We start from the raw sequence: 12,854 nt of genomic DNA on the forward strand, positions 1-12,854 counted from the left end.
GCCATGGAAAAGCGAAGGGGTCTGGCCCACGGGCCGCAAGCACCCGAGCCGGATCCACGCATGGCGCTGCACATTGCCCTGACTTTCGACGACAATTTCTGGGCACCCGCCTTTACGGTGATGCGTTCGGTGTGCCTGTTCAGCCATCGGCGCGACGAACTGATATTCCACCTCTGCCACCGGACTCTCAGCGCCAGTCATCGTGCTGATATCGAGAAAATCCGGAACGAGTTCGCGGTCGAGCTACGTTGGTTCGATCTCGACCAATCCGAGCTGTTTCGCGACATCGCCACCCGCATGCCCCAGAACAAGCGGCTCTCCAACATCGTCTATGCCCGCTTGATGATCGATCGCCTCGTAGGGCCGGAGGTCGAGCGCATCCTGTATCTCGACTGCGACATGCTGGTGCGTGACGATGTCGGCTTCTTGTTCGATCTCGACCTCGAGGGCAATGCCATCGCTGCGGTGCGCGACACCATCGGAGCTTTCATCACAGGCGGACGCGACCTGAGGAATAATCGTGATCTGTTTGACCCGGCTGACTATTATTTCAACGCCGGCATGGTCTTGATCGATGTTGCCCGATGGCGGCAGGCCGATATCCTTGGGCGCATGGAAGAGGCTTATGCCAGCGGGGTCATGCAGCGCATCTACTATGATCAGGACCTGCTCAACCTGATCTTTGCCAGTCAGTGGCTGAAATTGCCCTGGCGTTGGAACACCATCGATGCCCGCCATGCCCATGAAGGGCTCGATCCGGCGATCCTGCACTATACCGGCGAAAACAAACCCTGGGGGATATTCTCGGGCATGCTGCAGTCGGTGGCCTTTGCGCGGCACTATCGCCACGTCATGACCAATGAGCTGTTTTACCGCTTCGCCCGGCATCGCTGGAAGCGCTGGTGGCTGAAGACGCTGCGGCTTGGGCGCTAGCCGATTGAGGCCGGGGTGATGCCCTCTGCAGCGCATAGAGCAGCCAGCGCGCTCCCCGCCTCGGGCAGTGGCAGGCCGGCGCGGCCGCGATCGGTCAACTGGCTACGCCATAGGTGAATGCCCAGCGTTTCCGGCTTGATCGCGGTTTCGAGGCTGGAGCCGGATTTCATGAGCGCCGGGATCCCCTCATAAGGCACCGGATAGAAGGTGGCGGCGGGGCGCACCTGCGGAATGAGCCCGTGCCGTGCCACATAATGGGTCAGGGCCATCGGCCCGGTCGCGCCATATTGCATATGCTCGGGCGTCACCCGGTCGCCGACCAGGCGCCGGATCGCCACTTCGAAACGCCGCATGGGCGGCAAGTGGGGCTCGAACAGTGGACGCTTCGCTGTCTCGAAAATACTGATCAGATCGGCGAGCAGCGGCGCATCGGCCGAGATATGCAGTATCGCGCCATTGACCGAGCCGGGCCGCTCCCAGGCAAAGAGATAATCCGGGGGTCCTTCGATCGGTTTGACGCAATAGATGTCGAGATCGGCATAGACACCCAGGCCCATGCGGAGCACGGCATAGCGGAAATGGTCGGAAAAGACCCCCGGCGTGCCCTTGCCCTTGTAGAAGACCAGCTTCTCTTTTGGCAGCACGTCGGCGGCATCCCGCCACTCCGCGCCTTGGGGCAAGCTCCCTATGGGATCGTAGGAATAGACCAGCACCTGGTGCCCGCAACGGACAAAGGCGGTGATGCACAGCACTTCGAGCCAGCTCAGCGGACCATGCCAGAAGCTGATAATGGGGGGCAGGCTCATATTGCCTCGCGCGATACTCCCGTCGCCTCTAGCACGGTCACTCGCAAGAGAAAACCGCCGCATCCTTTGGAGATGCGGCGGTGAAGGTCTTGCATGGGATGGTCTTGTCAGTTGGCTGCCGCACGGCGGCGGACTTCGGAGGCGATGTACAGAGCGACCAGCGCGAAGACCGCGCCGAGACCTACCTGCAACCAGTCGAATTTCTGCAGGAAGTCGGTGATGAACAAGGTGGCGTTGAATGGCTCCTGGCCTTCGAACACCCGATCAAGATGGTCTGGCGATACCGGCAGGGTCGAGCGATAGGTGAGATAGGTCCAGGTATGGGTTGCGAAGGGGTGCAGCCCGCCAAGGGTCACCCATTCCAGCGCCGAGACGACTGTGGGCAGCAACAGCGCCAGCGGGATGGCCCAGCGGCCGACCACGCTGCCCATGGCGCCGACCAACGCCATATAGGGCAGGTACCAGAGCAGGCCACAGACCAGCACGACGAGGAAGACGAGCGACATCTGACCAAAAATGCCCACAATGACGCCCAGCAGCGCGACACTGCCCAGCCCCACGATCGAGGCCGTGACATAGGTGACGCCGAACAGGATCAGCAGGCTGACCAGCGCCACGCCAAAGACTGCGCCGGGCAGGATGGTGAGGGCGGCTGTGATCTTGCTCAGCAGGATCGTGAAATCCGAGACCGGCATGGATTTCCAGAACAGCATTGCATTGTTGCGCTTGTCGGCGGCAAAGCCATCGGCGCAGTAGAAGAACAGCACGAAGCCCAGATAGGCGAACCAGCCACTGGCCAGCCCGGCAAATCCGGCCTCGAAGACCCAGGTCGGGACGACGAAGGACAATTGGCCGGTCATCCTGGTGTCGAGCCTGTCGACGCTGAAGGCCAGCAAGGTCAGAGCAAAGACCACCCCAACCAGCACCAGCGGGGCGATGAAGAAGGCACCGCGATGTTCGATGAACTCGCGATGCACGAGGGCGAAGAAGGCCTTCATCGACGGGTCTCCGGATTGGCTGTGGGTCGCTGCATCAGCGCCACGAAGAGATCGGAAATGGTGGGCGTGGAGACCCGGCCAAGCGGTTCAAGTCTTTCGCGCTCGACCCCGTCGAAGATAAGGACAGTCTGGCCGAAGCGGGTTTCCTCATAAACCGGGTTAAAGGCGCGGGCTTTTGCCTGGGCCTCGGCATCATCAACCACCAGCTGGGTGAACTTCTCGCTGACGGTTTCCATCTGCATATGCAGGATCATCTCGCCATCGCGGATGAACATGAGGTCCGAGAGCATGAACTCGATCTCGTCCACCTGGTGGGTGGTTATTATGAGCGTGCGTTCCTCGGTCATGTAATCTTCGAGCAGCCGCCGGTAGAAGCGCTTGCGATAGGTGATGTCGAGACCAAGGGTGGGCTCGTCCAGAACCAGGAGCTTGGCATCTATCGCCATCACAACGGCCAGGTGCAACTGGGCGACCATGCCCTTGGACAAGGTCTTGATCTTCATCTCGGGCTTGATGTCTGTGCCCTCGAGGAATTGCCGCGCCTTGTCGGGGCTGAAATTGGGATGGATATTGGTGAGGAGCGCGAAGAGCTCCCGAACCCGCATGAAGCGCGGCAGGCTGGCCACGTCCGAGATGAAGGCGACATCTTCCATCAGCTTGGCCCGTCGGGCAAAGGGGTCTTCGCCCAGCACACGGATCGTGCCTTCATAGCTCGTCAGGCCCAGCATGGCATTGAGCGTGGTGGTCTTGCCCGCGCCATTGTGGCCGATCAGCCCATAGATGCGGCCGGCAGGAATGTCGAAATCGAGATTGTGCAGGATCTGCTTGCGGCCAAAGGACTTGGAAAGTCCGCGGGCGGAAACGATGGGTTCTGCATTGGCGGAAAGATCGGTCATTTCGTCTGCCCTTCGAGCGTGCTGTCTGCGCGAACCAGGTCCTTGAGGTCCAGGTCCAGTGCCCTGATCTGCGCGGCGATGCGCGGCCAGTCTTCCTTGAGGAATTTCTCGCGCTCGTGCGCCAGCAAGGCCGACCGCGCTCCCGTTGATACAAACATTCCCAGTCCCCTGCGTTTTTCAACCACACCGATATCGACGAGGGCCTCGAAGGCCTTGGTCACGGTCAACGGATTGACCGAGAGATCGGCGGCGATCTGGCGCACCGAGGGCAGTGCTTCGCTCTCGCTGACCTGACGCCGAAGGATCATCTCGATCAGCCGTTGCCGGATCTGTACGAAGATCGGCTGGCTGGCGTGAAAATCATCCATGTGTCTTGCCTATCTAGTGTGCTAGATATGTAGCACACTATGCGCGGGTGTCAATGGGGATGTTGGAGGCTGAATTCAGGCGTTGAAAAAACTCGATCGGACACCCTCCCCTTGACGGGGAGGGTTTGGGAGGGATGGTCACGCGCACCACGTCGTGGGCTGAGGCACCCCCTCCCATCCTCCCCCGTCAAGGGGGAGGTGCGGGCCGGTGGATGCCGAAACCTACGCCCTAGATCCCCAGCCGGTCTTTCAGAGCATACCACCAGGAGCCGAGCGTCGAATATTGCGCCCGGAACATCCGCCCGCCCGGAAAGGGGATCCAGGGCAGGCTGGCAAAGGTGTCGAACCGGGTCATGTCGCCGCGCACGGCTTCCGAAAGAATGCGTCCAAACAGGTGCGAGCCGGTAATGCCATGGCCCGAATAGCCATGGGCGAAATAGACATTCCTGCCCAGCCGCCCCAATTGCGGTACGCGGGAGAAGGACAGCGCGAAATTGCCGCTCCAAGCAAAATCAATCCGCACATCCTGCAAATGCGGAAAAACCTTGTCCAGGTTCGGCCGGAGCTTGGCGACAACATCGGCCGGGTCGGTGCCGCCATAGACAACGCCGCCGCCAAAGATCAGCCGGTGGTCGGCCGAGAGGCGGAAATAGTCGAGGATATAGCGCACATCCTCCACGCACATGCCGGTGGGCAAGAGGGCCTTGGCCCGCTCTTCGCCCAGCGGCTCGGTCGCCATCATCTGGGTCGAAACCGGCATGACCCGCGCCGTCAGCTCGGGCACGACATTGCCCAGATAGGCATTGCCACAGACGAGGACGGTTTTGGCTGAAACCCTGCCCGCCTCGGTGTGGACAATCGCGCCTTTTGCGTCCTGCTCGACCTTGGTGACCGGGGAGTGTTCGTAGATCACCCCGCCCAGGCCCTCGAAGGCCGCTGCCTCCCCAAGCGCCAGGTTGAGCGGATGCATATGCCCGCCGGAATGGTCGATCATGCCGCCTTCATAGACCTCCGAGCCGATATGCTGGCGGATCTGTTGGCGGTCTAGCAGTTCATGCTCGTCCATGCCGTGCTGGCGCCACAGCGCCTGCTTGGCCTTGAGTTCGTCCATATGCTTGGGAGTATAGGCCGCGTAGATATTGCCGCGTTTCAGGTCGCAGTCGATGCCGTAGCGCGCGATGCGGTCGTAGATGATGCCGGCGCCTTCCTGCAGCAGGCCGCCCACGAAATTGGCCGTGTCCTGCCCATAGCGCCGCTGGATGGTACCCAGGCTCGCATTGAGACCATTGACCACTTGGCCGCCATTGCGGCCCGAGGCGCCCCAGCCCACTTCCGCCGCTTCCACCATCATCACCTTGAAGCCGTGTTCGGCTAGGCTGATGGCCGCCGACAGGCCCGAATAGCCGGCGCCGACCACGCAGATATCGGCCTCGACCGGTCCTTCCAGTTTCACCGGCTGGCGGATGATATTGCGCGAGGCGGCGTAATAGCTCGGCGGATAGGGCGTGTTCGCGCTGGGCGTTTCAGCCATCACACGACCTCCAGATAGGCCGAGAATTCAAGGTCGGTGACCTGCGAGGCAAAACCGGCATTTTCCTGGCGCTTGCAGGCCACGAACATGCCTTGCAGCGCCGGATCGAAGACGCGCGGCACCATGTCGCCATCCTCGAAGGCATTGATGGCCGAGGCCCAGTCGGCCGGCAGCTTGGGCAGGCGCTCCGAATAGGCACGGCCCTTGAACGGCTTGGGGGGCTTGATCTGGTCCTCGATCCCCACCAGTGCCGCGCCGAGGATTCCCGCCAGCACCAGATAGGGATTGGCGTCGGCTCCAGCGACGCGATGCTCGATGCGGCGCGCCTTGGGATTGCCACCCGGAATGCGCAGGGCGGTGGTGCGGTTCTCATAGCCCCAGGACACAGCGCTGGGCGCATGGGTGTCAGGCCGCAAGCGCCGGTAGGAATTGAAATGCGGCGCGAACAGCAGCGTCGTCTCGGCCATGCCGGCGAGGAGCCCGCCCACTGCGTGGTGCATCACTTCCGAACCGCTTTCGGTGCCATCGTCGAACACATTGACGCCGGCCACGTCATTGAGGCTGAAATGCACGTGAAAGCCATTGCCCGACCGAGCGCCATAGGGCTTGGCCATGAAGGTGGCGACCAGGTTATGCTTGCGCGCCACACCCTTGACGATGCGCTTGAACAGGACTGCGTCATCGGCGGCCTTGAGCCCGTCGGTATGGAGCAGGTTGATCTCGAACTGCCCGATGCCGTTTTCCGCCACGGCGGTATCGGCCGGTACGTTCTGCTGCTCGCATTGGAGGTAAACGTCGCGGAAGAACTCGCCGAAATCCTCCAGCTCATCGAGCGATAAGATGGCATCCGAATCCAGCCGCTTGCCGGTATAGGGCGAAATCGGTGGCTGGGCGGAATCGGGGTTGGGATCGACCAGGTAGAATTCGAGTTCGGTGGCGACGACGGGCTTGAGCCCATGCTCGGCATAGCGCCTGAGCACATGCGCCAGCGCCTGGCGCGGATCGCCGAGAAATGGGGTGCGCGCATCCTGGAACAGCCAGAGCGGGATCATGGCGCTGGGGCGCGTTGTCCAGTTGATAGGCAAGGCGCCGCGCCCGGTCGGGCTGCAGATGCCGTCGGTGTCACCACTGGAAAAGACCATGGGATTGCCCACGATGTCCTCGCCCCAGACGTCCACGCCGACAATGGAAAGCGGCATGCGAATGCCGCTCTCGGCAACGCGCCGGGCCTGGTCAATGGGGATGCGTTTGCCACGCAGAATGCCATTGAGGTCACACACCGCTGTGTGCAGAACTTCAATTTGGGGATTGTCCGCCAGCCAGGTGACTATGTCTGCGTTTGCGATCGTTTCGGAACTCATGCCTGTGCGTCGCCCTTTGTGTATGTCATAGCATAAGCCTAGCAGGTGCCGGTGTGAAACGGGAAGCGGGAGCGGCAAGAATGCCCTATTCGGACGCGCAAAAGCTCCAGCATCGGCCGGTTATCGGGGTTATTGCCTGCGGCCGCACCGTCGAAGGCGAGCCGGCTCAGTCGGTCAAGCATCGCTATCTCGAAGCCGTCGAGCGCTATGCCAATGCCATCCCCCTCATTGTCCCATCCAACCAGTCTGCCGGCCATGTGGCCGATCTGGTGGCGCGCCTCGATGCGGTCATGCTGACCGGCAGCAATTCCAATATCGCCCCGCGCCATTATGGATCGAACAAGGCCGGGCAGCAGCCCGTTGACGATGGCCGCGACGGCCTGAGCCAGTCGCTCATTCTGGCTGCCATCACCGCGGCCAAGCCGGTCTTCGGCATCTGCCGTGGCCTGCAGGAGATCAATGTCGCCTTGGGCGGCACGTTGCGCGACTTGCGAGACACGGGTCTCGATGGCCCGCACCACGCGTCCGCCGATGTGTCGCTCGAAGCCATGTTCGCTTTCGATCACCCCGTCAACGTCTCTGCCAGCGGCACTCTGCATCGCTTTGCCGAGCAGTCCAACCTCGTTGTAAACAGTGTCCACTTTCAGGCCATCGATCGCCTCGCCACGGGGCTGGTGGTCAATGCCACCGGACCCGAGGGTGTCATCGAGGCGGTTTCGACCAGCCATACGCCGGCACCCGTTTTTGCCGTCCAATGGCACCCCGAATGGCGGCCCGAGACCCGGCCGCATGATCTGGCCTTCTGGCACTATCTGGGGGAGGCGGCGCGCTTGCGCTATATGCCGGCCCCAGGATCGGAGATGACTGCATGAACGCCTTTGCCACCAGCCTTTTCATCAATGGCAGATTTGTTGCCGGCGACGGGCCGGTCGAAACCGCCTTCGAACCGGCGCTGGGCAAGCCACTGGCGGAGGTGGCCTCGGCCAGCGCCGCGCAGGTCGACGAAGCCGTCCGGGCCGCCCATGGCGCCTATAAGGACTGGGCTGCCCGTCCCCCGCGCGAGCGCAGCGCCACGCTGTTTGCCATTGCGGCCGGTATCGAAGAGCGGGCCGGCCAATTGGCCGAAGTGGAATCGCGCAATGCCGGAAAACCCCTCCGTTACGTCAAGGCGGGGGAACTCGGCAATGTCGCCGATGTGTTCCGCTTCTTCGGCACCGCCGTTCGCAACATGCCGGCCCCGGCAGCGGGCAATTATCGCGGGCCGGGCCGCACCAGCCTCGTGCGCCGTGACCCCGTCGGCGTCATCGCCCAGATTGCACCCTGGAACTATCCGCTGCTGATGGCCGCCTGGAAAATTGCCCCGGCCATTGCCGCGGGCAATGCCGTGGTCATCAAACCCTCCGAGATGACACCGCTGAGCCTTCTGGCGATGAGCGAGATCCTTGCTGAAGTTCTCCCTGCCGGGGTCGTCAATGTGATCTGTGGCAATGGCCCCGAGGTCGGGCAGGCGCTGATCTCGCATGATCTGGTGCGAATGATTTCCCTGACCGGCGATGTCCGCACTGGTCGCGCCGTCCTGCAGGCGGCGGCCGGGCCGATGATCAAGCGCACCCATCTCGAACTCGGGGGCAAGGCGCCGGTCATCGTCTGCGAGGATGCCGATCTCGACAAGCTGGTCGAGACCCTGCGCGAGGCCAGTTTCTACAATGCCGGGCAGGACTGTACCGCCGCCTGCCGCATTCTCGCCCATCGCAATGTGGTCCAGCCTCTGACCGACCGGCTCGAGACCATGATCGGCTCGCTGGTCTATGGCCGCCCCGAACGCGACGATGTCGAATTCGGCCCTGTGATCAGTGCCCGCCAGCAGGAGCGCGTGGATGGCTTTGTGTCCCGAGCGCGGGCGCAGGGTTTCGACGTGATGCAGGGCAAAGCCGCCGAACCGGAGGGCTTTTTCTTCCCGCCCACCCTCGTTGCAGCGCCCATAGAGGCAGAAATTGTCCAGAAAGAGGTCTTCGGGCCGGTGCTCAGCATCACGCCATTCAACGACAACCAGACTGCGCTCGACTGGGCCAATGCCTCCGAATACGGCCTTGGCTCGTCGGTGTGGTCGCAAAAGACCGAAACCGCCATGGACCTGGCCAATGCGCTCGAATATGGCGTCACCTGGATCAATACGCACGGCGTCATGGCCAGCGAAATGCCCCATGGCGGCATGAAGAATTCCGGCTATGGGTCCGATCTCTCCATGCAATCGCTCATCGACTATACCCAGATCCGCCATTTGATGCTGGGTTGAGTCGTTGGCCCGAAATCGTCTCCGGCCCTCGGAAACAGGTCCGGCTAATTCGTTGGGGCGAGCGTTGACGCATCGACATATCCAAGCGCCTTGCCGTCCTTCGAGACTTCAACAAATCTGCCCGATGTTTGAATGGTGCCGACCAGAGTGCCAACGGGCAGAACGCTTATGAGGTCACTTCCGGGTTCGGGTTCGGCGAAAACCTCGGCCGGCGCGATGATGACGTGGTTATGCGCCGATGGCGCCGGTCGGTCAGGGCTCGGCACCGCCAGAGCGCCCAGAATATCGGCGCGCTGCACCACCGGAAAATCCGAGCCGACAATGCTCATCTGTGGGATCTGGCGGAAGTTGAACGCGGCATAGCTGAGCTCTGGCACGGCGATGTCCACCGATCCGGCCAGTTCGGTCACGGCAATGGTGCCATCGGAATTACTGTCGCCATTGTTGAGGGCCTGGAGCAGCGCATAGGTGAAGACCCCGTGACCGCGATAGCCTTCGAGCGCTGGCGCACTGTCGGTTGATGCCGACATGACAGTTCGTCCCATGGCGCGTGTCAGGCGGGCCAATGCCGCGACTTCTTCCAGGCCCCGGCTCGCCACGCCATTGGTAAGCGATCCGCTTTCGCAGGTGTCGTAGAGCAACAGACTTTTGCGAGCCGGGATGGACGATAGCCACGCCTGGAACTGGTCCTGGCCGATACCGTATTCGGCCACCGAAGTTTCATCCACATAGCGGAAGTCCTGCGGCAGGAAGTAATAATGTCCGTCCTGCGTCTTGCCATGCCCGGCCATGAACAGGACGAATACATCGCGCGCGCGAACCCGCGCGGAAAGAGTCTGGAAGGCCGCGGCCAGACCGGACGACGTCACGTCCGCATCGGTGAGGGTCATCACCTCGACGCTCTGATAGAGCCCGGCTCCAGCGCGCCTGAAGGCGTCGCCGATGGCCGCGGCGTCGCTGGCGGCGTAATTGAGGCGCAAGCGGCTGTCATTATATTCGTCAACGCCCACTGCCAGGACATGCAGGGTTGGAGGCTCGGAGGCCGAGATACCTTCCCAAATGACGGTAACGCTGGACGGCGCCGAGGAGATCAATTCCTCCTTGTTATAGGCGACGGCCTCGATGAGATTGACCCCCGGGTCGAGGGTAAGAAGCTGGCTGACCGCGACGGGCTCGTGTCCGGTCTGCCCTGCCTCGGGCGAAAGTCGGTCAAAGCCGCGCGCGTCGAGGCCGAGCGTAATGCCGTTGACGCGCCATTCGATCCTGCCTATGCCGCCGCCCCGGTCCGTCACCAGCGCCGACACCTCGATCCTGTCCGTCTCCACGATGCTCCCGTCGTCGAGGCCGGCAATGACAATCCCAGGAGCTGCTCCACTGTCGAGTACGCTTTCGAGAGCGAGCTGGCCGGCGGCGTCAGCCACCAGAAGGTCGGGGTCACCGGCCAGCTTGGCCGCGACAAGGTCGGGTCGGTAGAGCGCCTCGAAGAGCTGGTCGATCGAATAGGATTCGAGCCCGCGCACAACCGCAAGATTGTGCGCCCCGCTTTCAGAACCGGCAAAGAAACCCTCGGGGGTCAGCGTGACCCATTCGCCGTCCTTGAACGCGAAAGACTGCGCCAGCAGCTTGCCTTTCTGTGCATCCCACAATTGGAGCGCGCCGCTTCCGCTCAGGGCGGCCGCCAGAATTCGCCCGTCAGCTGAATAGACGAGCTGACCTCGGTTACCCGCAAACCGGTTCGGCAGGGCACGCAACAACTGCCCCGTAGCAGCATTGCGAATTCTGATCAGTCCGCTATTGCCCAGGCTGGCCAGCTCCTGACCATCTGGCGCGAACACGATAGCGGAAATCTCGTCCTGTCCGGCTTCAAGGGTCAGTTTGACCCGGCCCGTGGCTGCCTCCCAGATGATCAAGTCGCCGTCCTCTGTCGATGTTGCGGCAAGTCGCCGTCCGGCCAGAAACCGGCCATCCGACGAAAAGGCGAGGGCGTCGGCTCCGGTGGGTATCCGGCGCAGGATTTCGCCTGTGCTCGGCCTGGCAAACAGAGTTTCGTGGAATGTCGACATCACCACCAGGTCACCCTGAGGGGCAAAAGCCACCTCGAATACGGAGTCCTCCAGGTTGAACTGATGCAGCAGAACGGCTGAACCTGTGTCGTACACGAAGACAGATTTGCGGCTTGGGGGCATCGCCGCAACGACATTTCCATCAGGGGACAGAGCCAGCAAATTGACGTCGATATCCGCGGATGCACGCATCGAGCGGGTGGAATTGTCCCACATAATCAACTTGCCCTCGCTGAAGAAGACCGAAGTGTTTCCAGCGATGGCGAAGAGGGAACCTTTGCGGTCAAACCCTTCCAGAGCTTCCATTTCACCGGTGCGGCTGTTCAGCTCGCGCACCCCCTCGGAGGAGATGATCTTAAGTTCGCTGGAGTCGAGCGAAAAACTGTCCAGCCTCTGGCGGATGACCTTGCTGTCCATTTCCGAGAGCGTTTGGCCGTTTAGGGGGTCTATGATCCTCAGCCGGCTGCTAACGAGTACGACGTGTCCGTCGGGCGTACGCGCCATGCCGACCCCGGAACCAGGAAGTTCTCTGACCAGATGACCCGTCTCTATGGATCGAACCTGGAGTTTTCCATCCAACTTCGAAAGCACGTTCTTCCCGTCCGGCAGGAAGAGCAGGGTAGTGTATTCTTCCGCGGGAAACCGGGTCTGCTCATGGCCGCTCGCCAGATCCCAGATCACCACGTCTTGCTTTCCCACGGCGGCTGCAAGGTATCGTCCGTCCGGCGAAACATCGGTGCGGCTCATATGCGCGTCCTGGTCAAATGCCGGTCCCACGCTTTGAACCACCCTCCCGCGCGTCAGATCCCAGATCTCGAAGGAGGAAAATGCGGTTACCAGCAGCTGGCGGCCGCCATCCAAAAAGAACAGATTGCTCAAAAGGGATTGGTTCGATCTCATGACTTTGAGGCGCTCGCCGGTCCGAAGACTCCAGAACTGGATCTCATTGGACATGCTGGATGTCAGCAGTGCCGCGCCATCGGGAGAAAAGTCGACATCCCGTCCATCGCTCGGCAAGGGAAAAACATGAAGCAGCCTTCCGCTTTCCACATCCCAAAGCCGGGCCGTGTCGTCGCGGCTGGTTGAAGCAAGCATGCTGCCGTCCCTTGAAAAGGCAACGGCTTGCACGCCCTCTCCATGCCCCACCAGGGTCCGCAACACGCGTCCTGCGACCAAATCCGCGATGACTATCTGTCCGCCGAAATCGGCGGCTGCGACGAGTTTGCCGTCCGGTGACAGTGCGATCGTCGTACTCAAGTCGATCTGCGGCATGATCTCGGTGGCGATGCCGGTCGTCTGACTGACGCCGCCCGATGCGACTTGCCGGAGGCGCGGCAGGATTTCGGCCGGCGCGGTCTCGCTGTCCAATTGGTGTTCGGTCGCGAACCGGTCGAGGGCTTCGCGCGTACGCTGGCCGCTGAGACCGTCGGCAGGTCCCGGTTCATATCCCAATTCGGTCAGCAGCACCTGGAGTTCGTAGGTGGTCTGATCGAAAGCCAACACCGCAGAATGGCCCAGGCTCCAGATCAGCAAGGCGGCCGCGAGCCCCCGGCCCAGCCATGTCAGAACCCGCTTGCGCATGACGCCCCTCCTCCGCCTTTG

At 61.9% G+C, this 12,854-nt stretch carries 10 protein-coding genes; 3 read left to right on the plus strand and 7 right to left on the minus strand.

What is annotated here, in order from left to right; all coding sequences use genetic code 11:
* Nucleotides 1-60: 60 nt before the first annotated feature.
* The gene (locus ACXYMS_RS15065; RefSeq protein ID WP_458907584.1) at nucleotides 61-933 is read left to right on the plus strand and encodes a glycosyltransferase family 8 protein; all 873 of its coding nucleotides are present in this window, start codon (nucleotides 61-63) and stop codon (nucleotides 931-933) included.
* Here the strand turns inward: ACXYMS_RS15065 and ACXYMS_RS15070 are convergent.
* The 6 genes from ACXYMS_RS15070 to ACXYMS_RS15095 form a co-directional block, all read right to left on the minus strand.
* Nucleotides 930-1,739, minus strand: a complete 810-nt coding sequence (locus tag ACXYMS_RS15070) for a glycosyltransferase family 32 protein (RefSeq protein ID WP_458907586.1) — start codon at nucleotides 1,737-1,739, stop codon at nucleotides 930-932. The two genes, ACXYMS_RS15065 and ACXYMS_RS15070, sit on opposite strands and share 4 nt — an antisense overlap.
* Nucleotides 1,740-1,846: 107 nt before the next feature.
* Entirely contained in the window at nucleotides 1,847-2,737 is an 891-nt protein-coding gene (locus ACXYMS_RS15075) for a hypothetical protein (protein WP_458907588.1), read from the minus strand.
* On the minus strand, nucleotides 2,734-3,633 hold the full coding sequence (locus ACXYMS_RS15080) for an ABC transporter ATP-binding protein (RefSeq protein WP_458907590.1): 900 nt from the start codon (nucleotides 3,631-3,633) through the stop codon (nucleotides 2,734-2,736). The genes ACXYMS_RS15075 and ACXYMS_RS15080 overlap by 4 nt, the downstream gene beginning before the upstream one ends.
* Nucleotides 3,630-4,001, minus strand: a complete 372-nt coding sequence (locus ACXYMS_RS15085) for a GntR family transcriptional regulator (protein ID WP_458907592.1) — start codon at nucleotides 3,999-4,001, stop codon at nucleotides 3,630-3,632. Before ACXYMS_RS15085 ends, ACXYMS_RS15080 begins: the two co-directional genes overlap by 4 nt.
* A gap of 229 nt (nucleotides 4,002-4,230) precedes the next feature.
* A complete protein-coding gene (locus ACXYMS_RS15090; RefSeq protein ID WP_458907594.1) occupies nucleotides 4,231-5,532 on the minus strand; it encodes an NAD(P)/FAD-dependent oxidoreductase in 1,302 nt (433 codons plus the stop codon).
* Nucleotides 5,532-6,893, minus strand: a complete 1,362-nt coding sequence (locus tag ACXYMS_RS15095; RefSeq protein ID WP_458907596.1) for a glutamine synthetase family protein — start codon at nucleotides 6,891-6,893, stop codon at nucleotides 5,532-5,534. The genes ACXYMS_RS15090 and ACXYMS_RS15095 overlap by 1 nt, the downstream gene beginning before the upstream one ends.
* A gap of 80 nt (nucleotides 6,894-6,973) precedes the next feature.
* Between ACXYMS_RS15095 and ACXYMS_RS15100 the strand changes: the two genes are divergently transcribed.
* Entirely contained in the window at nucleotides 6,974-7,765 is a 792-nt protein-coding gene (locus ACXYMS_RS15100) for a gamma-glutamyl-gamma-aminobutyrate hydrolase family protein (RefSeq protein ID WP_458907598.1), read from the plus strand.
* Nucleotides 7,762-9,189: an aminobutyraldehyde dehydrogenase gene (locus tag ACXYMS_RS15105; protein WP_458907600.1), complete on the plus strand. Its 1,428-nt coding sequence runs from the start codon at nucleotides 7,762-7,764 to the stop codon at nucleotides 9,187-9,189. The genes ACXYMS_RS15100 and ACXYMS_RS15105 overlap by 4 nt, the downstream gene beginning before the upstream one ends.
* Before the next feature lie 44 nt (nucleotides 9,190-9,233).
* Here the strand turns inward: ACXYMS_RS15105 and ACXYMS_RS15110 are convergent, their stop codons facing one another.
* A complete protein-coding gene (locus ACXYMS_RS15110) occupies nucleotides 9,234-12,833 on the minus strand; it encodes a WD40 domain-containing protein (RefSeq protein ID WP_458907602.1) in 3,600 nt (1,199 codons plus the stop codon).
* Between the last annotated feature and the right edge of the window lie 21 nt (nucleotides 12,834-12,854).

This window comes from Devosia sp. CAU 1758 (genome assembly GCF_054482695.1).